Source organism: Mesorhizobium sp. B2-3-12, assembly GCF_006442205.1.
Taxonomy (GTDB): domain Bacteria; phylum Pseudomonadota; class Alphaproteobacteria; order Rhizobiales; family Rhizobiaceae; genus Mesorhizobium.
Genome location: NZ_VFVR01000005.1, coordinates 234,824 through 256,732 on the forward strand (window position 1 = coordinate 234,824; position 21,909 = coordinate 256,732).

Here is a 21,909-nt window from a genome sequence, read left to right on the forward strand (position 1 = left end):
CGACTATCCTTCTGATATCCGCGAGGGATCGCGCTCAGCGACCTTCACGCGGCCGAGGGGAACCATGAGCAGGAACGCGACATCGTCCGTCTCGCCGCCATCCGTCGAAACCGTCGGTCTTTTGTCTTTTCCAGCCGTTTCCGTCGTCGCCTGTACAGTCCTGATGCTGCTGTCCGGTTGCCAGAAACAACAACAGGCGGAAGAGAAAAAGCTGCCGATCATGGTGCGCACCGAGACGGCGACGATGTCGGATTATGCGCCGAGAACCTCGCTGACCGGAGTGATCGCGGCGCGTACGCTGAACAATCTGTCGTTCCGGGTCGGTGGCCGCGTCGCGGAGCGGCTTGTCGATGTCGGCCAGCATATCGATCAAGGGACGGTACTTGCCCGCATCGATCCGCAGGAGCAGGAGTCCGATTTGCGCTCCGCACAGGCCGATCTCGATGCCGCGCAGGCGCAATTGACCCAGGCCGCGGCCACTTTCGAGCGACAAAAGACGCTGCTTGCCCAGGGCTTCACCACCAGGCGCGATTATGACACCGCCGACCAGGCGCTGAAGGTCGCGCAAGGCAGCGTCGATGCCGCGCGGAGCGCGCTCGCCAATGCCCAGCAGAACCTGTCCTTCACCGAGCTCAAGGCCGGCGCCGCGGGGGTCATCACCGCCCGCCAGGTCGAAGCCGGCCAGGTGGTGCAGGCGGCGCAGACCGTCTTCACCGTCGCCGAGGACGGCGACCGCGACGCGGTGTTCAATGTGCAGGAGACGCTGGTTGCCAAAACGCCGGCTTCTCCCGCGGTGACGATCACGCTGTTGTCCGACCCGCAGGTCAAGGCAACGGGCAAGGTGCGCGAGATCTCGCCGGCGGTCGACCCGGCTTCGGGCTCGATCAGGGTGAAGGTCGCCATTCCCGACACGCCCGCTGGCATGCCTCTGGGAGCGGCCGTCATCGGCTCGGTCAGCGCCAAGCCGGCGAAGGCGATCCTGTTGCCATGGCAGGCACTGACCTCCAGCGCCGGCAAACCCGCGGTGTGGATCGTCGACCCATCGACCAAGGCGGTGACGATGGCCCCGGTCGAGGTGCTGGCGTTCGATTCGGGCACGGTGGCGATCGCCAAGGGATTGGACGAGGGCCAGAGCGTCGTTACATCGGGCGGACAGTTGCTCAGCCCCGGACAGACCATCGAGATATCGGGGGCGGCGCAATGAAGCGATTGCCAGCCATCCTGCTTGGCCTTGCCGCGCTTGGCCTGCTCGCAGCCTGTTCGAAACCGGACGAGAAGCCGCCGGAGATCATCCGGCCGGTGCTGTCGGTGGTGATCGAGCCGCGCACCACGCAGACTTTCGGCTTTGCCGGCTCGGTCGAGCCGCAGGTCAGTGCCGATCTTGCCTTCCGCCTGCTCGGCCGCGTCGTCTCGCGCGACGTCAAGGTCGGCGACATCGTCAGCAAGGGCACGACCATCGCGGCACTCGATCCGACCGCTCTGGAGCTGGCCGTCCAGGCGGCCAAGGCGGAACTCTCCAATGCGCAGGCGCAATTCGCCAATGCCGCCGGAAGCGAGGAGCGTCAGCGCCAGTTGCTGGCCTCGGCCAATACGTCGCAGTCGGTCTTCGACGCCGCGCAGCAGGCACGCAAAGCCGCCGAAGCCAGTGTCGAGCGGGCCAAGGCCTCGCTGGCCAAATCGCAGGAACAGCTCGGCTATGCCAGACTATTCTCCGATTTCGACGGCGTCGTTACCGCCGTCGGCGCCGAGGTCGGCCAGACGGTCTCGCCCGGGCAGACGGTCGTGACCGTGGCGCGCTCGGACTTGCGCGAGGCGGTGGTCGACATTCCCGACCAGTTGACCGGCGATCTCTCGGCCGGCACGCCGTTCCAGGTCATCCTGCAGTCGCTGCCGACGATCCAGACCGAGGCCAAGCTGCGCGAGATCGCGCCCCAGTCCGAGGGTTCGACCCGCACGCGGCGCGTCAAGCTGACGCTCACCGACCCGCCGCAGGCGTTCAGGCTCGGCTCGACGGTGACGGCGACCCGGATGACCAAGGTGACGCCGACGATCGAACTGCCGATGTCGGCGCTGCTCGAAAAGGACGGCGCCGACAAGGTGTGGATCGTCGACCCGCGGACATCGAGCGTGAGCGCGAAAGAGATCAAGGTCGCGTCGAAAAACGGCGGCACCTTCACCGTGGCTGAAGGGCTCGAGGCCGGCACGCGCGTCGTCACCGCCGGCGTCCACAGCCTCGTCGAAGGCCAGAAGGTCAAAGTGCCCGAAGGAGGGGCCTCATGAAGGGCTTCAACCTCTCGGACTGGGCGCTCAACCACCGTTCGCTGGTCTGGTATTTCATGCTGGTCTTCGTGGTGGCTGGCATCTTCTCCTATCTCAATCTCGGCCGCGAGGAAGACCCCAACTTCACCATCAAGACGATGATCATCCAGGCCAACTGGCCGGGCGCCTCGGTCAAGGAGACGGTGCAGCAGGTCACCGACCGCATCGAGAAGAAGCTCGAGGAACTCGACAGCCTCGACTACACCAAGTCGGTTACAACCGCCGGCCAGACGGTCATTTTCGTCAACCTGAAGGACACCACCAAGGCGCGCGATGTCGTGCCGAACTGGCTTCAGGTGCGCAACATGGTCAACGACATCAAGGCGCAGTTTCCGCAAGGCGTGCAGGGACCGTTCTTCAACGACCGCTTCGGCGATGTCTACGGCAACATCTATGCCTTCACATCGGATGGGCTGACGCCACGCCAATTGCGCGACTATGTCGAGGATGTCAGAACCAAGATCCTGACCGTGCCCAATGCCGGCAAGGTCGATCTGGTCGGCGCGCAGGACGAGGCGATCTATCTCGAATTCTCGACCCGCCAGATCGCGGCGCTTGGCCTGAACCAGCAGGCGATCGTGGCCAGCCTGCAGGCGCAAAACGCGATCACGCCGTCCGGCGTCATCCAGTCGGGGCCGGAGCGCATCAGCGTGCGCGTCGGCGGCCAGTTCACCTCCGAGGAGAGCCTGCGGGCCATCAATCTGCGCGTCAACGATCGGTTCTTCCGCTTGAGCGACGTGGCGACGATCACGCGCGGTTATGCCGACCCGCCGACGGCGCTGTTCCGCTTCAACGGCCAAGACGCGATCGGGCTTGCCATCGGCATGAAGCCCAACGCCAATCTGCTCAAATTCGGCGAAGCGCTGCATGAGGAGATGAACAAGGTGCTGGCCGATCTGCCGGTCGGCGTCGGCGTGCATCTGGTCGCCGACCAGCCTGTCATCGTCGAGGAGGCCGTCTCAGGCTTTACGCGCGCGCTGTTCGAGGCGGTTACGATCGTGCTTGCCGTCTCCTTCATCAGCCTCGGCATGCGCGCCGGCTTCGTCGTCGCCCTGTCGATCCCGCTGGTGCTGGCCATCACCTTCACGGTCATGGAATATCTCGGCATATCGCTGCAGCGCATCTCGCTCGGCGCGCTGATCATCGCGCTCGGGCTGTTGGTCGATGACGCGATGATCGCCGTCGAGATGATGGTGGCGCGTCTGGAGGTTGGCGACAGCCTGCGCAAGGCGGCGACCTATGTCTACACCTCGACCGCCTTTCCGATGCTGACCGGAACGCTGGTGACGGTCGCGGGCTTCATCCCGATCGGGCTAAACTCGAGCGCTGCCGGCGAATACACATTCACCCTGTTCGTCGTCATCGCGGTGTCGCTGCTGGTGTCATGGATCGTGGCGGTGCTGTTCGCGCCGCTGCTTGGCGTGACCATCCTGCCGGCGACGATGAAGACCAAGCATCACGACCAGCCGGGCCGCTTCACGTCGCTGTTTCGGCGCGTGCTTGTCGGCTCGGTGCGCCATCACTGGCTGACGATCATCGTGACCGTGCTCCTGTTCGCTGGCTCGATCGCCGGCTTCGGCCTGGTGCAGCAGCAATTCTTCCCGCCTTCCGACCGGCCGGAGCTGATCATCGACTGGAACCTGCCGCAGAACTCGTCGATCACCGAGACGCGCGACCAGATGGAGCGCTTCGAACAACGCGCGCTGGTCGGCAATCCCGACATCGACCACTTTTCCTCCTATATCGGCCAGGGCGCGGTGCGCTTCGTGCTGGCCTATGACGTGCAGCCGGCCAATCCCTATTTCGGCCAGACGGTGATCGTCACCAAGAGCATCGAGGCGCGCAACCGGGTGAAACCGGCGCTGGAGAAGCTGCTGCGCGCGGAGTTCGTCGGCACCGACGCCTTCGTCAAGCCGCTCGAGCTTGGGCCACCGGTCGGGCGTCCGGTGCAATACCGCGTCAGCGGCCCCGATATCCAGACCGTGCGGGAACTGGCGCAGCAATTCGCTGGCCTCATCTCGTCCAATCCCAAGCTTGCCGCCCCCACCTTCGACTGGAACGAACCGCAGCGCGTGCTGAGGGTCGACGTGCTGCAGGACAAGGCGCGGCAGCTCGGCATCACCTCCTCCGACATCGCCAGCGCGCTGAACAGCACGGTCGGCGGCGCGACCATCACACAGGTGCGCGACGCGACATACCTGATCAATGTGGTGGCCCGCTCGCGCGAGGCCGAACGCGGCTCGATCGAGACATTGCAGAACATGCAGCTGCCGACCAGCACCGGCGAGGCGATCCCGCTCGCGGCGGTCGCCAACTTCCGCTACGATCTGGAACAGCCGACGGTGTGGCGGCGCGACCGCATCCCGACCATCACCGTGCGCGCCGGCCTGGTTGGCGACGTGCTGCCGGCGACCGTCGTCAACGAGCTGAAACCATCGGTCGACACCTTCGTCGCCAAGCTGCCGCCCGGCTATTCGGTCGAGACCGCCGGCTCGGTCGAGGAAAGCGCCAAGAGCCAGGGGCCGATCGCCGCCGTGGTGCCGCTGATGCTGTTCGTCATGGCCACCATCCTGATGGTGCAGTTGCAGAGTTTCCAGCGCCTGTTCCTCGTGGTGGCGGTGGCGCCGCTCGGGCTGATCGGCGTGGTGGCGGCGCTGGTGCCAAGCGGCGCGCCGCTCGGCTTCGTCGCCATTCTCGGCGTGCTGGCGCTGATCGGCATATTGATCCGCAACTCGGTCATCCTGATCGTGCAGATCGAGGATCTTGCCGCCGAAGGCAGGGATCGCTGGGCTGCCGTCATCGAAGCGACCGAACATCGCATGCGGCCGATCGCGCTGACGGCGGCCGCCGCGAGTCTCGCGCTGATCCCTATCGCGCGCGAAGTGTTCTGGGGGCCGATGGCCTACGCCATGATGGGCGGCATCATCGCCGGCACGGCGATCACGCTGCTGTTCCTGCCGGCGCTATATGTGACTTGGTTCCGCATCAAGGAGCCGAAGGACCAAGCCGAGCCACCCGTCCTGGAGACCGGCGAACCGGTGCAAGTTCAGACCTGAGGCGTGCCGGATCATTCATTGTCGTTGGAGGATGCCGGGCGCGACTTGGCGCGCTGCCATGGCGATGATTTCGAGGTGCGCCAGGCGTGCCAGCCTTCCGGCAAATCCGCCAAGGCCAGAAGACTTTCATCCCGCCGCAAAACGCTTTGCAAGCTGACGATCATTGCGTCGCCTTCGTCAACAGGCCCAGTTTCGCTGGTGTGGAATTGCCAAGCGCCATCATCATCGTCATGCGAGACATATGCGATCCAGTCGCCGCGGGTAACTATGCCCCTATCTAGAAACACCGCGACGTTGGGAGGGTCCGGAAACGTCCATTTCTCCACGGGAGCTCCTCAATAAACGGCTGGTTTCGCGTACAGGAAAATTCAAGCGGTTCTGACAAACCCATCGCTGGCCCGCAGCAGGTTGCGCGTATAATCCTTTGTCACACGGCGCTCGACCAGATCGTTGGCCACCAGATTTTCAACTGCCTCGCCGCCTTGCATCACCATCAGCCGCTCGCACATATGGGTGATGATGGCGAGGTCGTGGCTGACCATCAGGAAGGTCAGCTTGCGCCGTCGGCGAATCTCTTCCAGCAGGTTGAGCACTTCCGCCTGCACCGAGGCATCGAGCGCCGAGGTCGGCTCGTCGAGCAGCAGGATCGAGGGTTCGAGGATCAGCGCGCGCGCGATCGCCACGCGCTGGCGCTGACCGCCCGACAATTGGTGCGCGTAACGGAAGCGAAAACCGTTGCCGAGGCCGACCTCGTCGAGCGCGCGTTCGATCCGCCTCTCGCCATCGGCAAAACCGTGAATAGCAAGCGGCTCCTGCAGCAGGCGGTCGACGGTCTGGCGCGGATGCAGCGAGCCGTAAGGATCCTGGAAGACCATCTGCACTTCGCGGTAAAAGGCCTTGTCGCGGCGCGCGCCGAGCGTCTTGCCGTTGACGGCGATGCTGCCGGAGGCGACCGGCGCGAGGCCGGCGATGGCCCGCAGCAATGTCGATTTGCCGGAACCGGATTCACCGACCAGGCCAAAGGATTCGCCCGGCTGCACATCGAGGCTGACGCCCTTCAGCGCGCGAAAACGGTCGAAGATGACCTCCAGCCTGTCGACGGTGATCGCTGATGTCATGCCGCCCACTCCGGCTTGCGGTCGAGCACCGGCAGCGGGTGACGGTCGGCGCCGATCTTGGGCATGCAGTTGAGCAGGCCGCGCGTGTAGGGATGCTGGGCCTGACCCAATTCCGAGGCCTTGAGCTGCTCGACCACCTTGCCGGCATACATGACGATGACGCGGTCGCAGAAGGAGGAAACCAGGCGCAGGTCGTGCGAGATGAAGATCAGTCCCATGCCGCGCTCACTGACCAGCCGGTCGAGGATGCCGAGCACGTCGAGCTGTACGGTGACGTCGAGCGCCGAGGTCGGCTCGTCGGCGATCATCATTTCCGGCCCGGCGATCAGCATCATGGCGATCATGGCGCGCTGGCCCATGCCGCCGGACACTTCGTGCGGATGCAGGTCGAAGACGCGTTCGGGATCGCGGATCTGCACCGCCTCCAGCATGGCCAGCGCGCGTTCTCGCGCCTCGGCCTTGCCGACCTTTTCGTGCGTGCGCAGCGTCTCGACGATCTGACGGCCGATGCTCATCACCGGGTCGAGCGAGTATTTCGGATCCTGCAGGATCATGGCGATGCGGTTGCCCCGCAACGCCCGACGTTGACGCGGCGAAATGCCGAGCAGGTCGATGCCGTCGAAGGCCAATTTTTGTGCCGATATCCTGGCCTGCGGCGGCGTCAGGCCCATGATGGCGCGGCCGGTCTGCGACTTGCCCGAGCCGGACTCGCCGACGATCCCCAGCCGCTCGCGGCCGAGCGAAAAGGAGACGCCGCGCACCGCCTCGATCATGCCGGTGCGGGTCGGGAAGGTGACGCGCAGATCGTCCACCTCAAGCAGTGTCCCCGCCTGGCCGCTCATTGGTCGCCGCTCCGGGGATCGAGCGCGTCGCGCAGGCCGTCGCCGAGCAGGTTGAAGCCGAGGCTGACGATGAGGATGGCAAAGCCAGGCGCACCGGCCACCCACCACTGGTCGAGGATGAAGCGGCGGCCCGACGCGATCATGGTGCCCCATTCGGGCAGCGGCGGCTGCGCGCCGAGGCCGAGGAACCCGAGACCGGCGGCGGTGAGGATGATGCCGGCCATGTCGAGCGTCACGCGGATGATCAGCGAGGAGATGCAGAGCGGCATGATGTGGCGCAGCACGATGCGGAAGGGCGAGGCGCCCATCAGCTGTACGGCCTTGATGTAGTCGGAGTTGCGCACCGTGAGCGTCTCGGCGCGAGCGATGCGCGCATAGGGTGGCCAGGAGGTGATGGCGATGGCGAGCACCGCGTTCTCGATGCCGGGGCCAAGGGCGGCGACGAAGGCCAGCGCCAGCACCAGCTTTGGGAAGGCAAGGAAGATGTCCGTGATGCGCATCAGGATGGCATCGGTCCAGCCGCCGGCATAACCGGCGACAGTGCCGACCAGCAGGCCGATGGGGGCGGCGATGACAGCGACCAGGATAACCACATAAAGCGTCCAGCGCGAGCCGTAGAGGATGCGCGAATAGATGTCCCGGCCGAGATCGTCGGTGCCGAACCAGTGCTGCGCGCTCGGCGCCAGCAGCCGCGCATTCTTCAGGTCGCCAAAGGTCGGCGAATACGGCGCCAGCACATGGGCAAGGGCGGCGACGAGCAGCAGCGCGATGATGATCAGCAGGCCGACAAAGGCCAGACGATTGGCGGAAAAACGCCGCCACGCGACATAAGCGCGACCGAGCCTCGCCTGCATGCGCGAGGCCGGCCGCTCGCTGAGGAGCCAGTCACGACGGCTCTGGACGGCGTCGGCGCTCATCCTGTCTTCGTCCTCGGATCGAGCACACGGTAGAGCAGGTCGGACAGAAGGTTGATGGCGATGAACACCGAGCCGATGACGATGGTGCCGCCGAGAACCGCGTTCATGTCGGCATTCTGCAGCGAGTTGGTGATGTAGAGGCCGATGCCCGGCCACGAAAACACGGTCTCGGTCAGCACCGAGCCTTCGAGCAAGCCGGCATAGGAGAGCGCGATCACCGTCACCATCGGCACGGCGGCATTGCGCAGCGCGTGGCCCCAGATGATGCGGGTTTCCGACAGGCCTTTGGCGCGCGCGGCGACGATGTATTCCTGCGCCAATTCGTTGAGCATGAACGAGCGCGTCATGCGGCTGATATAGGCGAGCGAGAAATAGCCGAGTAGCGAGGCCGGCAGGATGATGTGCCGGAAGGCGTCGTAAAAGACGTCCCACTGCCCCTGCATCGCGGAGTCCAGCAGATAAAAACCGGTGATCGGCGTGAAGGTGTATTCGTAGACGACGTCGAGCCGTGCCGGGAAAGCCACCCATTGCAGTTTGGCGTAGAACAGCACCAGGGCCAGCAGACCCAGCCAGAAGATCGGCACGGAATAGCCGATCAGGCCGATGATGCGCACGATCTGGTCAATCAGGCTGCCGCGCCGGACGGCGGCCAGAACGCCGAGCGGTACGCCAAACAGCGCGCCGATCAGCGTCCCCAATGTCGCCAGTTCCGTGGTTGCCGGAAGGGCGCGCCTGATATCGGTCATGACCGGATTGGTGGTCAGCACCGAAGTGCCGAAATCGCCGCTCAGCGCATGTTTCACATAGATATAGAACTGCTCGATCAACGGCAGGTCGAGACCCATCTCGCGGCGCGTGCGCTCGACGACATTGGCCGGCGCCCGGTCGCCCAGCACCGCCAGCACCGGGTCGATCGGGATGACGCGCCCAATGAAAAAGGTGACGGCGAGAAGACCGAGATAGGTCGTCACGGCGATGACCAGGAAGCGGCCAATCGCCGACGCAATGGCGACGGCGCGGGCGCTGCCGCGCCCGCCCTCGTTTTCAACAGCGCTCATGCGGCGCGTCCGCGGACGCTACTCTTTCGAGACCGGCCCGACGAAGTTGGTGTCGAAGCTCGGACCAAGCGCGAAGCCCTTGAGGTTCTTGCGCAGGCCGGCAACTTCCAACTGCTGGTGGATGACGACGAAGGGGCTGGTGTCGAGAATCTTCTTCTCGAGATCCTTGTACATATCCGCGCGCTTGCCCGAATCCTTCTCCAGCAGCGCCGCTTCCGTCTGCTTGGTCAGGTCCGGAATGTCCCAGGCATTGCGCCATGCCAAGGTCTTGGTCTTGCCCGCATCCGAATTGTCCGGGTTGGAGGCAAAGGTCTGGGCATTGGAGTTCGGATCGAAATAATCCTGGCCCCACTGGCCGATATAGATGTCGTGGTTGCGGGCGCGGTATTTGGTCAGCGTCTGCTTGCCGTCACCGGGTATGATTTCCAGCTTGATGCCGGCCTGGCCGAGCGTCTGCTGGATCGATTCCGCCATGCCGGTGGTCGGCTGGCCGGTGCGCACGTCCATGGTGACGCTGAAGCCGTCGGGCAGGCCGGCCTTGGCCAGCAATTCCTTGGCCTTGGCGACGTCGAGTTTGAACGGGTTTTCGTCCAGTTCACCCAGCACGCCCTTGGGCAGGAAGGTCTGGTGGATTTCGCCGATGCCCTTGAGGATGGTCGTGCTCAAGGCATCGTAGTCGACCAGGTATTTGAAGGCCTGACGGACCTCGGGTTTGGCGAGGTTCGGGTTCTTCTGGTTGAGGCTGATATAGTAGACGGTGCCTTTCGGCGCGCTGGTGGTGGTGAGGTCGGCGTTCTTGGCGATGGCGTCGAGGTCGTTCGGTTCGAGGTTGCGGGCAACGTCGATGTCGCCGGCTTCGAGTGCCAGGCGCTGCGCCGAGCTTTCCTTCATGTTGCGGTAGATGACGCGGGCGAGCTTGGCCTTCTCGCCGTAATAATTGTCGTTGCGCTCCATGACGACGGCTTCGTTGGCCCGCCATTCGCGCAGCTTGTAGGCGCCCGAGCCGGCATAGCCCGTTTTCAGCCAGGCGTTGCCGAAGTCGTTGTCCCATTTGTAGTCGGCGCTCGGCGTGACCGCCGCGACATGTTCCTTGACCAGCTTGGCGTCGACCACCGAGGCGACAGTCGCCGACAGGCAGTTCAGCACGAAGCTCGGCGCATAGGCCTTGTCGACGATGAACTGGAAGGTGGTGTCGTCAACCGCCTTGGCCTTCTCGGTGACGTTGTCGCCGCTGATGCCGAACTGGCTGATGATGAAGGCCGGGCTCTTGTCCAGCTTGACCGCGCGCTCGAAGGACCAGGCGACGTCCGCCGCCGTGATCGGATTGCCGGAAGCGAATTTCAGGCCCGGCTTGAGCTTGAACGTATAGGTCAGGCCGTCGTCCGAGACAGTCCAGCTGTCGGCGAGATCGCCCTTGACCTTGGAGGTGTCGCTGAGGTCGAGGCGGACAAGAAGGTCGTAGGTATTGCCGGTGACCTCGGCGGTCGACAGCTCGAACGCCTCGCCCGGATCCATCGAGATGATGTCGTCGATGGCAAAACCTTCGACCAGCGTGTCGGCGGGGGTGACCGCGCCAGCCGGGGCGCCGGCCAGAAGCAGCGCCGACATGGCGGCGCCAGCAAGCAAGATGCGGGATCGTAGAGCGAGCTTTTCCATCATCATGATGATTGTTCCCTGTTTTGTTGTTTGTTGACCTGAGTTCCCGGCTCAGGATTGCGGTGTTCTTTTCGGAGCCTATGGCAGCCCTCGACCTCTTACCGTCGTGGTTTTTGTCCAATTGGTCAACAGCATATCCGGTGGCCTGTTGGTGGGCAACGAGCATTTAGGCGACGGTGCATTGGACCAGAATGGCGGGCGGCGTGTCGACGCATATGCCAGCCAATCGAGGGCATCGATCGGGAAAAATCTGCTAGAGCGGTTCAGCGTTTGATGGAATCGCCGACCCGCTCTAACTCTTTGTTCCCACGCAATTCCCAAGGGGAAGCGCTACGCGCTTCTCCCGGGAAAACCGTTACACACTTCTCCTGGAATTGCTCTAAATTTCGGAGTTATTTCAGCGCCGCAACGAGGCCGGCGTCGGGGAAGCAGGTTGCGGCCTGACCATTCTTTTCCTGCCATTTGCCGATCGAGCGGCGGGTCTTGAAGCCGGGCAGGCCGTCGGCGCTGCCGACATCGTAGCCCTTGGCCTCCAGGGCCCGCTGCAGGGCGGCGATGTCGGAGCGGTGGAGATCCCCGACAGGCCCCCAACCGCCGGAAAAAGTCTGATCGCCATGGGCGATGCGGTCGGCACCATGGCCGATAAACAGCGCATAGAGGTCGCTGGTGTTGTATTCCTTCAGCACGTAGAAATTGGGGGTGGCGATGAAAGCCGGCCCACTGCGCCCGGCAGGCATCAGCAGGAACCCTTCCGCCTTCAGCTCGCTGGCCGGAAACGGCTTGCCGCCGACGCGTTCGATGCCCATGGCGGCCCATTGCGAAATCTTTTTGCCCTGGTCCGGACCCTCCAGCGAACAGGTCACACTCTCGGGCACAGTTACCTCGAAACCCCAGCCGCGTCCCCTGACCCAACCATAGTGGACGAGGTAGTTGGCGATCGAGGCGAGCACGTCAGGCGTCGAGGTCCAGATGTCGGCGCGGCCGTCGCCGTCGAAATCGACGGCATTCTTGAGGAAGGAGGTCGGCATGAATTGCGGCTGGCCGAGCGCACCGGCCCAGGACGACTTCATCGCACCGACCGGGGCCAGCCCGCGCTGCACGATTTCCAGCGCCGCCAGGAGTTCGGTGCGGAAGAAATCCTTTTTCGTCGACATGAACGCCTTGGTGCCCAGCACTTCGAAGGCATCGTAGGGCATCTTCGCCGCGCCGAAGCCGGTCTCGCGGCCCCAGATCGCCAGCAGGATCTCGCCCGGCACGCCATAGCGCTTTTCGATCGCGGCAAGCGTGCGGGCATTGGCGGCTTCGCGGGTGCGTCCGCCCGATGTCACCGCGCGAACCGTCTTCTCGGCAAAATAGGCACCGGGAGAACCGAACTCGGCCTGGTGCTGCTTCCGCGGTGTCTTCGGCTTCTCGCCGGGCATGACAAGGTCGGGGAGTTTGAGGTTCGGCTTCACGCCGTTGAACGCGGCGTCGAAGGTCGCCTTGGAGATGCCCTTCGCCTTGGCTTCGGGCCAAATGTCGGTTTGCAGCCAGGCGCGGAATTGGTCGTCGATCTTGGCGGCGGAGGCGGGCAAGGCGATCGGGGCAAAGAGCGCGGCAAGGAAGAATGCAAGGCTGAACTTGTGAAAGCCGCGCGTGGCCTGCCCCACCCGCTTCGAAGGATGCGTGACAAAAATCATTCGCATCTCCTGCCCACCAATCGTGTCAAAACGCCGTCCGCGAGCGCAGTGCCGCGGCCAGCGTGCCTTCGTCCAGATAGTCGAGTTCGCCGCCAACCGGCACGCCATGCGCCAGCCGCGTTATCTTGACCTCGAATCCGGAGAGCTGATCCGTCAGGTAATGCGCGGTGGTCTGGCCCTCGACCGTTGCGTTGACGGCAAGGATGACCTCCTTCACCTCACCGCCGGCGATGCGGTCGATCAGCGAGCGAATGTTGAGCTGGTCGGGGCCAATGCCATCGAGCGGCGACAGCGTGCCGCCAAGCACGTGGTAGCGCACATTCATTGCCGCCGCACGCTCCAGCGCCCAGAGATCCGAGACGTCCTCGACGATGATCAGGGTGGCGGGATCGCGACGTGGGTCGGTGCAGATCATGCACGGGTCTGAGGTGTCGACATTGCCGCAGGTGGAACAGATGCGCACCTTGTCGGCGGCCTCGCCCATGGCGGCGGCCAGCGGCGACAGCAACTGTTCCTTCTTTTTGATCAGATGCAGTGCGGCGCGGCGCGCCGAACGGGGGCCAAGTCCCGGCACCTTGGCCAGGAGCTGGATCAGGCGTTCGATCTCGGGACCGGCGATTCGCTTGGACATCGCTCTGATCTAGGATTTTTCAGAGCGCTTTGAAACATCCCGCATCGGTGCGGATAAGCCATACTGACACGGCCGCTATCGATGTGCGGATCAATTGGTTTCGAGCGGACGACCCTGGCTGACGATCATCGCGCCGATGGCGTCGGTGTTCTCGGGCGTCGACTGGAAGCCCATCGCCGCTTCCTGCGGCGCGCCCTCAACCGAGGAGATGACCCTTTTGTTCGAGGTTCCGCTGTTCAGGGTTCCGCCGAAACGGGCGGCATCCGGTTCTTCCATCGGCTCCTGCATGGCAACTTCCACCGGCTTCGCCGAAACCCGCGCCGACTTTGCCGTCGGCGCCGCGGCTGCCGTCACATAGGTCTGCTCGGCCGGAGCGGTGCGGGCGGCCTTGCCGGGAGGTACCGGCTCCGCCGCGGCGGTCATGTAGACCTGCTGAGCTGGAGCGGTGCGAGCGGAAGTCTTGGCCACGGATACGGGCTCGGCGGAAGCGACACGCGTCGCGGATACTCCCGGCAACGCAGCCGGCTGCTCGGCCGAGGCAACCATCGGCTCATCGGGAAGCGGCTGCCAGTTGCGGCCGCGCTTTTCGTAGAAGGCGTTGCCGCCGGCAACCATGGTGTAGTGCATGTTCTTGTAGGGGAAGCGGAGGCCCGCGGTGTGGAAATACATCGTGTTCTTCAGCTTGGCCTTGCGCTCGCCCTTGAGCACCGCGTCGGCGGCCTCCTCGACATCGGGCATCGCGCGCGAATTCATCGATCTGGTCATGACGCCTGGCGCGAACTGCCCGGGCTCACCCACGACTTCGCAGATGGTGCTGCCATGATTGCCGGAGCGCAGCCGGTTCATCACCACCGTGCCGACGGCGATCATGCCGTCGCGGCTCGACCGGTTGGATTCGAAGAACATCGCCCGTTCCAGACATTCCCTGTCCTTCGGCGTGTGGCTATAGGCGCGCGAACTCAGGAAACTCGGCGTGATGGCGTCGGTCAGGCTGGCGACGGACATGCCATGCGAGGTGGTCTGGCTGCAAGCGGCCAAGAAAAGGGGAGACGTGACGACGCCGAGCAACAGCGGCGTCTTCCATCGCATGGCAATCAACAGGTAACCCTCTCACTTCAATGCCCGCCCCCAGGCTGCGGCAAGAATGAGACACTTTCGGGCAAAATGATGGCCAAAACGTTATTAACCACGTACTGTTGCCAAATTGCCACAAAATTGAGGCTTTCCAGATAGTTCGGCCGGCCGTTTCACACAGTTGATGACCGCTCTCTCTTTGTTTCGCCGCAATTCCCCTACGGAAATCCGCACGACGCCTTTTTTGGAACAGGCCTACCGCCCAGCCGCGATTGGTGCCGGCTGACCAGGGTCGAGCTCTTCAACCTTTTCCGAAAACAGGCCACGTCTAAGGAACAATGCGCGCGCCTCCCTTGCCATCGGCGCGATCTTGCCTGGCCAGTCGCTGTCGATGAACTCGGCCTTGGTGAAGTCAGGATTGGTTTCGGAGGCCGCCTCCAGGAATTCGGCGATTTCCAGCACGATCGCACGCTCGTCCTTCGAAAGCGCCGACGTGCCGGCCTCGATCGACGGGCGGTGCACGAAATCCTCGAACAGGTTGAAGTAGCCCTTGATGCCGACGAGATCGACCCCCGCATCGCAATCGGCGAGGATTTCCAGGATCTCGTAGATCCTGTTGCGGATGCGCTGCTCGATCAGTCTTTCCGAGGGCTCGTCGGCCATGGGCGCGCACCGAACGCTAGAACGGCAGTTTCATTCCCGGCGGTATGGGCAGGCCCGATGTCAGCGCCTTGGTCTTTTCCTGCATGATCTGCTCGACCTTGGCCTTGGCGTCATTGTGGGCGGCAAGGATCAAATCCTCGAGGATCTCGACATCGTCTTCCTTGAACAGGGACGGGTCGATCTTCAGCGACTTCATGTCGAATTTTCCGCTCAGCGTGACATTGACCAGGCCGCCGCCGGCTTGGCCTGAGGCTTCGACCGTGGCGATCTCATCCTGCATGGCCTGGAACTTGGCCTGCATTTCCTTCGCCTTGCCCATCAGGCCGAGAAGATCTTTCATGGTCCGATCCTTTGCGGATTAGTGCTGGATATCAGGGTTCGTCGTCATCGGATGGCGGCTCGACCGGCATTTCGGCCTCGGTCGTGTCGGCATCCGGTGTCTCGGGTATGCGCACATCGATGATCTTTGCGCCGGGAAAGCGCGCCAGGATGGCGGCGACCGTCGGGTCGCTCCTGGCATCGAGAAAGGCGTTTTCACGCTTCGTCGATTCCATTTCGGCCAGCGTCTGGCCGCCCTCTTCCTTAGACAGCGACACCAGCCAGCTGCGGCCGGTCCAGGCGCGCAGTTTGGTGGTCAGGTCGTTGAGCAGCATCTTGGGCGCGTCATCGGTCAGGCCGACATCGATGCGGCCGGGCTCGATGCGCACCAGGCGGATACAGCTCTTGATCAGGACCTTGAAGGCGATGTCGCGCTTGGCGTCGGCAAGGGCAACGATGTCGGCCAGCGATTTCAACGGTACGGCTTGCGTCTCCGGCGCCGGCTGCGGGGGCGCGACGAAGGCGGCAGGCGCGGGCGTGGCCTCGACCAGCCGCATGGTCTGCGCGCCGCCCGAGCCGCCAGGCATGCGCGCCTGCGCCATGGCGCTGGCGCCATTGCCGCCAGCACCGCCATTGCCGGGGCTCACGGGGCCGGGATTCACGGGCGCACCATTCGGGCGCGGCGTGGCGCCGGTTGCCGCGGCCCCACTCTCCAGCGATCTTAGCGCCTCGTCCAATGTCGGCAGGTCGGCGGCGTGGGCCAGCCGGATCAGCACCATTTCGGCGGCACTGACCGGCCGGTTGGAGGACTGTACCTCGGGAATGCCCTTGAGCAGCATCTGCCAGGTCCGCGACAGCACGCGAACCGACAGCGCGCTGGCGAAATCGGCGCCACGCTGGCGCTCGTCCTGCGACAGCGAGGCATCGTCCATGGCGGTCGGCACGAAACGCAGCCGGGTGACGAGATGGTTGAACTCGGCCAGATCGGTGAGCACGGCGGCCGGATCGGCGCCGGTGTCGTATTGGGCGCGGAATTCGGCGAGCGCCGCCGCCACATCGCCCTTCATCACATATTCGAACAGATCGACGATGCGGGCACGGTCGGCAAGGCCGAGCATCGCCCGCACGGCCTCGGCGCCGACGGAGCCGGCGCCGTGGGCGATCGCCTGGTCAAGGATGGAGAGCGAGTCGCGGGCGGAGCCTTCAGCCGCGCGCGCGATCATCGCCAGCGCGTCGTCGTCGACCGAAATGCCTTCCTTGCCGGCGATCGAGGTGAGATGCGCGACCAGCGCGCCGGCGTCGATGCGCCTCAGGTCGAAACGCTGGCAGCGCGACAGGACGGTGATCGGAACCTTGCGGATTTCGGTGGTGGCGAAGATGAATTTGACGTGCGGCGGCGGCTCTTCCAGCGTCTTCAGCAGGCCGTTGAAGGCCTGCGTCGACAGCATGTGCACTTCGTCGATGATGTAAACCTTGTAGCGGGCAGAGACCGGCGCATAGCGAACGCGCTCGATAATGTCCCTGATGTCGTCGATGCCGGTGTGCGAGGCGGCGTCCATCTCGATGACGTCGACATGGCGGCCTTCCATGATCGCCTGGCAATGCTCGCCGAGCACGGCGAGATCGACCGATGGCTGATCGGTATCGGCGGTCTTGTAGTTCAGGGCCCGCGCCAGGATGCGCGCGGTTGTGGTCTTGCCGACACCGCGCACGCCGGTGAGCATCCAGGCTTGGGCAATACGGCCGGTGGCGAAGGCGTTGGTGAGGGTGCGCACCATCGGCTCCTGGCCGACCAACTCGGAGAAATTCGACGGACGGTATTTGCGCGCCAGCACCCGATAGGCGCCGGCCTTGCCATGCTCCAGGCTTTTCGGTCCCGAATTTCCGGCTTCGCTCATTCGCCCGTTAAGCTCCAAAAGGCCGCGCCAAAGGCGCCGATTCCTGCGCATAGTCTCGCCCGCGCTGCAATGCGTCGTCAATGTCGCGAGGAGGGCCGATGAGGTGGGAGGCTGGAACAATGACCCGTTCCGGGCTCGTTAGGGCTGCTTCCTTCCGGACCTGACCCGGTTGGCGAGTGGATCGTCCACCACCAACCTCCCGCTGTCCATATCGGCAATTGCGGGACGAAATGCAAGTGCGCAGGCAAATCGGCAGCGAAACCCAAGAGATTCGCTTGCAGCCCCGGTGCAGCCGCTCTAGCGTCCATGGTCTGAGGAAACCAAGAAAAGCAGGGGAAACGCCGATGCTGCCGGGCCTGAAGGCCGGATTCACGCTGGATGCCCGGCTGGAGGCTGACAGCGAGCAGTTGATGTGGCTGGGGCTCTGCGAATTGCGGGTGATGAACGACCGCCGCTGGCCATGGCTGCTCCTGGTGCCGCAGCGGCCGGGCGCGGAGGAAATTCACGACATGACGCCGCTCGACCAGGCGATGCTCACCTTCGAGACCAATATGGTGGCGCAGGCGCTGAAGAAGGTGAGCGGCTGCACCAAGATCAACACCGGCGCGCTCGGCAACATCGTGCGCCAGCTGCATATCCATATCATCGCGCGGTCCGAGGGCGATCCCGGCTGGCCCGGCCCGGTATGGGGGCATGGCCTGCGCGAGCCCTATCAGCGTTCCGACCTGCGCCGGTTTGCCGAAACGATCAGGGCAGCGCTATAAGCCTCCCCTGTGTTCATTCAAAAACACGTCCATCCCAAGCATGTCCATCCCAAAGCACCAGAGTCCATATGAGCTTCCGCCTGTTTGACGCGCCCCTGCGCGAGCCGAGCCAGTTCGTCGGCTTTGCCGGCAACACGATCGACCGGCAATCCGAGAACCGCACCGACGATTCGGTCGACAAGACGCTGTCAGATCCGACGACGCGACTGCTTTTGATGAATGGCGGGCGGCTCTATCTGAAACTCTCGGATGGCGGTTTCGACCCCTGGTACCGCGTCGCCGAGAGCCAGCCTTTCGAGCCTTCCTTCGACCAGGGCGTGCTGCTCGGCTTTTCCGAACAGGGGCCGGTGCTGGCGGTGCTGGCCGGCATCGACGCCGAACGGTTGCCCGAAACCGTCAAGGCGATCGACTACCGCTCGGTCTACATGCAAGGGCTGATCGACGAGGCCGCCGCCGGCGCGATGGCGCAGGGCGCGGCCCTGCTCGCCTGGCACGCCAGCCACCGCTTCTGCAGCAAATGCGGCAGCGAGTCACAGATGCGGGCCGGCGGCTACAAACGCCATTGCCCGAATTGCGGCACCGAGCACTTTCCACGCACCGACCCGGTGGCGATCATGCTGACGGCGACGCGGGAGAAATGCCTGCTGGGGCGTGGCCGGCACTTCGCTCCCGGCATGTATTCAGCACTTGCCGGCTTCATCGAACCGGGCGAGACGATCGAGGCGGCGGTGCGCCGCGAAACGCTTGAAGAGGCCGGCATCCGGCTCGGCCGGGTCGTCTACCATGCGAGCCAGCCCTGGCCCTTCCCCTATTCGCTGATGATCGGATGCTTCGGCGAACCGCTCAACGAGGACATCCAGGCCGATCTCACCGAATTGGAGGATTGCCGCTGGTTCTTGCGCGACGAGGTGCGCCTGATGCTGGACCGGACGCACCCCGACACCCTGGTCACGCCGCCGAAAGGCGCCATCGCGCACCATCTCATCCGCGCCTGGATCGACAGCGAATAGCGAACACCGAAAGACATCGCAGGAGAGGCAAATGATCCGTCACACCGTCGTCTTCACGCTGAAGCATCCGCCGCACTCGCTGGAGGAAAAGCGGTTCCTCGTCGACGCCAGGAAGATTCTCACCGCGATCCGGGGCGTCACGCATTTCGAGCAATTGCGGCAGATCAGCCCAAAGAACGACTATCAGTTCGGCTTCTCGATGGAGTTCGCCGACCAGGCCGCCTACACCAGGTACAACGACCATCCCGACCATGTCGCCTTCGTGCGCGACCGCTGGGTGCCGGAGGTCGAGAAATTTCTCGAGATCGATTACGTGCCGCTGGGCTGGTAGCTCAGTCCGCAACCTTCCACTGCTCGCGCGACTCGCTGGCCGGATAGACGCCGAGAATCCGTACCTCGCGCGAGAAGAACCGCAGTTCGTCCAGCGCCAGCTTGACCAGCGGATCGTCGGGATGGCCCTCGATATCGGCGTAAAACAGCGTCGCCGTGAAGGCGCCGAGCTGGTAGCTTTCCAGCTTGGTCATGTTGATGCCGTTGGTGGCGAAGCCGCCCATCGCCTTGTAGAGCGCGGCCGGCACGTTGCGGACGCGAAAGATGAAAGTCGTCATCATCTTGACGTCGGGCGACGGCCGCTCGGCCCATTGCTTGCTCTTGGTCAGGACGACGAAGCGGGTGACGTTGCTGTCGGTGTCCTCGACATTCTCCTCGATGATATCGAGCCCATAGAGCGCTGCTGCCAGCGCCGGCGACAATGCCGCCATGGTGCGGTCCTTCACCTCGGAGACCATTTTGGCGGCGCCCGCCGTGTCCCCCGCGACTACTCCCTTCCAGCCGTTCTTGCGGATGTATTTGCGGCACTGGCCAAGCGCGTGGATGTGGGTGTGCACGGTCTTGATCTCGTCGCGCTTGACGCCCGGCAGCACCATCAGCTGGAAATGGATCGGCAGGAAATATTCGCCGACGATGTGCAGTTTCGATTCCGGCAGAAGGTGGTGGATGTCCGCGACGCGCCCGGCGATGGTGTTCTCGATCGGGATCATGGCAAGATCGGCCTTGCCGGTCTCGACGGCATTGAACGCGTCTTCGAAGGTCGGGCACGGCAACGGCTCCATCGAGGGATAGACGTTGCGGCTGGCTGTGTCGGAATTGGCGCCGGGCTCGCCCTGGAAGGATATTCTGTTGGTCTTTTCAGGCATGCTGATATCTCAGTTTGAAAGGATTTGCCTGGCCCGGTCCAGGTCTTCAGGCGTGTCGACGCCGAGCGGCAGCGACTGGACGATCTCGGCGTCCATGCGCATGCCGGCTTCCAGCGCCCGCAACTGCTCCAGCCGTTCGCGGCGCTCCAGCGGCGACGGCTTCAGCGCGACAAAACGCTCGAGTGCCGCGCGTCGATAGGCGTAAAGGCCGACATGGTGATAAAGCGGCCCCTCGCCCCAGGGTGCCGTGGCGCGGGTGAAGTAAAGCGCCCGCAACCGTGTGCCGGAGAGCGGCGACCCGACGATCTTTACGACGTTGGGATTGGTCTTTTCCGCCTCGCGCACGATCTCGACGCCGAGCGTGGCGATATCCACCGAGATGTCCTCGAACGGCCTGAGCGAGGCGGCGATGATGGCTGGATCGATGGTCGGCAGGTCGCCCTGCACATTGACGATCATTTCGACCTCGCCCCGGGGGTCGAGTGTCAACAGCGCCTCGTGGATGCGGTCGGAACCGGATTCATGGTCGATACGCGTCATGACGGCCTCGAAACCATGCGCGCGCACCGCGTCGCCCACGCTTTGCGTGTCGGTCGCCACCACCACCCGGCCCAGCCCGGCTTCGGTGGCGCGGCGCGCGACATGGACGATCATCGGCGCGCCGGCGAGATCGGCCAGCGGCTTGCCCGGCAGGCGGGTCGAGGCCATGCGGGCCGGTATCAGGATCAAGGTGGACATCGGTCTGGCAAGGAGTTCGAAAAGAGGACAAGGAAAAGTGGCAAAAGGTCTCACTGGAAGCGCCCTTATAGGTGTTGCAACGCTGGAGCAAAAGACCTAGTTTCCGCCCGATTTGACCGGCTCTGGAGGGCAGGTCTCGATACCGACGGACGGAGTGGACGGATCAGTCCGCCGGAAAAGGGAGCAAGGGGCGTATGGATTCCAACGAAGTCAACAAGCTGCTCGCCGGATTGCTCGGAACCGTTTTCGTCGTCTTCTCGGTCGGACTGGTGTCGGATGCGCTGTTTGCCTCGCCCGCGCCGGAAAAGCCCGGCTTCGCCATTGAGGCCGCGGAACCCGCCGAAGGCGGCGCCGCCGCGCCGGCGGCCGAGGCCAAGCCGATCGCCGATCTCCTCCAGAGCGCCAATGCCGAGGCCGGTGCTGCCGTGTTCAAGAAGTGCCAGGCCTGCCATTCCGGCGAAAAGGGCGGCCCCAACAAGGTCGGCCCGGATCTGTGGGACCTCGTCGACCGCCCCGTCGCCGAACATGAAGGCTTCGCCTATTCGGCCGGCATGAAGGAATTCTCAAAGGGCGGCACCGAGAAGTGGACCTACGACAACATCAACCACTTCATCACCTCGCCGAAGAAATTCGTGAAGGGAACGGCCATGGGCTTTGCCGGCCTGCCCAAGGACGAGGACCGCGCCAACGTCATCGCCTATCTGCGCACGCTTTCGGACAATCCCAAGCCGCTGCCGGCACCGGGTGCCGCCGCGGATGCTTCCGCGCCCGCGAAGCCGGCCGACGGCGCGGCTCCCGCGAAACCGGCCGACGGCGCGGCACCTGCCAAGCCCGCGGCGCCAGCCGCTCCGGCAGCGCCAGCTCCCGCACCGGCGCCTGCCCAATAACCAGACTGTTATCTCGACGATCTTGAAAAAGCCGGGTTCAGCCCGGCTTTTTTGTTGGGAAAATGCCTGATGCGGCGACAAAGCC

At 64.1% G+C, this 21,909-nt stretch carries 21 protein-coding genes and 1 other RNA gene; 7 read left to right on the forward strand and 15 right to left on the reverse strand.

Going from position 1 to position 21,909, the window contains the following annotated elements; all coding sequences use genetic code 11:
• The first annotated feature begins 64 nt into the window (after nt 1-64).
• Genes FJ948_RS16950 through FJ948_RS16960 form a run of 3 tightly spaced genes read left to right on the forward strand, consistent with a single transcriptional unit; the run spans nt 65 to nt 5,375 of the window.
• Nucleotides 65-1,204: an efflux RND transporter periplasmic adaptor subunit gene (locus FJ948_RS16950; RefSeq protein ID WP_140706296.1), complete on the forward strand. Its 1,140-nt coding sequence runs from the start codon at nt 65-67 to the stop codon at nt 1,202-1,204.
• On the forward strand, nt 1,201-2,280 hold the full coding sequence (locus tag FJ948_RS16955) for an efflux RND transporter periplasmic adaptor subunit (protein WP_140706298.1): 1,080 nt from the start codon (nt 1,201-1,203) through the stop codon (nt 2,278-2,280). Before FJ948_RS16950 ends, FJ948_RS16955 begins: the two co-directional genes overlap by 4 nt.
• Nucleotides 2,277-5,375, forward strand: a complete 3,099-nt coding sequence (locus FJ948_RS16960; RefSeq protein WP_140706300.1) for an efflux RND transporter permease subunit — start codon at nt 2,277-2,279, stop codon at nt 5,373-5,375. Before FJ948_RS16955 ends, FJ948_RS16960 begins: the two co-directional genes overlap by 4 nt.
• Before the next feature lie 11 nt (nt 5,376-5,386).
• Here FJ948_RS16960 and FJ948_RS16965 read toward each other — a convergent pair whose 3' ends face one another.
• The 13 genes from FJ948_RS16965 to ffs form a co-directional block, all read right to left on the reverse strand.
• On the reverse strand, nt 5,387-5,701 hold the full coding sequence (locus FJ948_RS16965; RefSeq protein WP_140706302.1) for a hypothetical protein: 315 nt from the start codon (nt 5,699-5,701) through the stop codon (nt 5,387-5,389).
• 42 nt (nt 5,702-5,743) lie between these two features.
• The gene (locus FJ948_RS16970; RefSeq protein WP_140706304.1) at nt 5,744-6,493 is read right to left on the reverse strand and encodes an ABC transporter ATP-binding protein; all 750 of its coding nucleotides are present in this window, start codon (nt 6,491-6,493) and stop codon (nt 5,744-5,746) included.
• Nucleotides 6,490-7,335 carry an ABC transporter ATP-binding protein gene (locus FJ948_RS16975; RefSeq protein ID WP_140706306.1) on the reverse strand — a complete coding sequence of 282 codons (846 nt, stop codon included), beginning with the start codon at nt 7,333-7,335 and terminating at the stop codon, nt 6,490-6,492. The genes FJ948_RS16970 and FJ948_RS16975 overlap by 4 nt, the downstream gene beginning before the upstream one ends.
• A complete protein-coding gene (gene nikC, locus FJ948_RS16980) occupies nt 7,332-8,252 on the reverse strand; it encodes a nickel transporter permease (protein WP_140706308.1) in 921 nt (306 codons plus the stop codon). The genes FJ948_RS16975 and nikC overlap by 4 nt, the downstream gene beginning before the upstream one ends.
• Nucleotides 8,249-9,310 (reverse strand): ABC transporter permease, encoded by a 1,062-nt coding sequence (locus FJ948_RS16985; RefSeq protein ID WP_140706309.1) that lies wholly within the window; start codon nt 9,308-9,310, stop codon nt 8,249-8,251. Before FJ948_RS16985 ends, nikC begins: the two co-directional genes overlap by 4 nt.
• An 18-nt stretch (nt 9,311-9,328) precedes the next feature.
• Entirely contained in the window at nt 9,329-10,972 is a 1,644-nt protein-coding gene (locus tag FJ948_RS16990; protein WP_140706311.1) for an ABC transporter substrate-binding protein, read from the reverse strand.
• 386 nt (nt 10,973-11,358) lie between these two features.
• A complete protein-coding gene (locus FJ948_RS16995) occupies nt 11,359-12,645 on the reverse strand; it encodes a lytic murein transglycosylase (protein WP_246677538.1) in 1,287 nt (428 codons plus the stop codon).
• A gap of 25 nt (nt 12,646-12,670) precedes the next feature.
• Nucleotides 12,671-13,276 carry a recombination mediator RecR gene (gene recR, locus FJ948_RS17000; RefSeq protein ID WP_140706313.1) on the reverse strand — a complete coding sequence of 202 codons (606 nt, stop codon included), beginning with the start codon at nt 13,274-13,276 and terminating at the stop codon, nt 12,671-12,673.
• A 90-nt stretch (nt 13,277-13,366) separates the two neighbouring features.
• A complete protein-coding gene (locus FJ948_RS17005) occupies nt 13,367-14,374 on the reverse strand; it encodes a cell wall hydrolase (RefSeq protein WP_140706314.1) in 1,008 nt (335 codons plus the stop codon).
• Between the two features lie 231 nt (nt 14,375-14,605).
• Nucleotides 14,606-15,013, reverse strand: a complete 408-nt coding sequence (locus FJ948_RS17010; RefSeq protein ID WP_140706316.1) for a hypothetical protein — start codon at nt 15,011-15,013, stop codon at nt 14,606-14,608.
• Nucleotides 15,014-15,029: 16 nt separating this feature from the next.
• The gene (locus FJ948_RS17015) at nt 15,030-15,353 is read right to left on the reverse strand and encodes a YbaB/EbfC family nucleoid-associated protein (RefSeq protein ID WP_140706318.1); all 324 of its coding nucleotides are present in this window, start codon (nt 15,351-15,353) and stop codon (nt 15,030-15,032) included.
• A gap of 31 nt (nt 15,354-15,384) precedes the next feature.
• Nucleotides 15,385-17,229 carry a DNA polymerase III subunit gamma/tau gene (locus FJ948_RS17020; RefSeq protein WP_140706320.1) on the reverse strand — a complete coding sequence of 615 codons (1,845 nt, stop codon included), beginning with the start codon at nt 17,227-17,229 and terminating at the stop codon, nt 15,385-15,387.
• A gap of 103 nt (nt 17,230-17,332) precedes the next feature.
• Nucleotides 17,333-17,429: signal recognition particle sRNA small type (gene ffs, locus FJ948_RS17025), an RNA gene on the reverse strand.
• A gap of 144 nt (nt 17,430-17,573) precedes the next feature.
• Here ffs and FJ948_RS17030 point away from each other — a divergent pair.
• The 3 genes from FJ948_RS17030 to FJ948_RS17040 all read left to right on the forward strand — a co-directional run bounded on the left by FJ948_RS17030 (nt 17,574) and on the right by FJ948_RS17040 (nt 19,334).
• Nucleotides 17,574-17,993, forward strand: a complete 420-nt coding sequence (locus FJ948_RS17030; RefSeq protein WP_027052531.1) for an HIT family protein — start codon at nt 17,574-17,576, stop codon at nt 17,991-17,993.
• Between the two features lie 68 nt (nt 17,994-18,061).
• On the forward strand, nt 18,062-19,003 hold the full coding sequence (gene nudC, locus FJ948_RS17035; RefSeq protein WP_140706322.1) for an NAD(+) diphosphatase: 942 nt from the start codon (nt 18,062-18,064) through the stop codon (nt 19,001-19,003).
• 31 nt (nt 19,004-19,034) lie between these two features.
• Entirely contained in the window at nt 19,035-19,334 is a 300-nt protein-coding gene (locus tag FJ948_RS17040; protein ID WP_140706324.1) for a Dabb family protein, read from the forward strand.
• Nucleotide 19,335: 1 nt separating this feature from the next.
• Here the strand turns inward: FJ948_RS17040 and FJ948_RS17045 are convergent, their stop codons facing one another.
• The gene (locus FJ948_RS17045) at nt 19,336-20,199 is read right to left on the reverse strand and encodes a prephenate dehydratase (RefSeq protein WP_140706325.1); all 864 of its coding nucleotides are present in this window, start codon (nt 20,197-20,199) and stop codon (nt 19,336-19,338) included.
• Between the two features lie 9 nt (nt 20,200-20,208).
• Nucleotides 20,209-20,937: a 3-deoxy-manno-octulosonate cytidylyltransferase gene (locus FJ948_RS17050; protein WP_140706327.1), complete on the reverse strand. Its 729-nt coding sequence runs from the start codon at nt 20,935-20,937 to the stop codon at nt 20,209-20,211.
• Between the two features lie 194 nt (nt 20,938-21,131).
• On the opposite strand from FJ948_RS17050, the gene FJ948_RS17055 reads away from it, so the two are divergent.
• Nucleotides 21,132-21,824, forward strand: coding sequence for a cytochrome c family protein (locus tag FJ948_RS17055; RefSeq protein ID WP_140706329.1), 693 nt, complete (start codon nt 21,132-21,134; stop codon nt 21,822-21,824).
• Nucleotides 21,825-21,909: the final 85 nt, after the last annotated feature.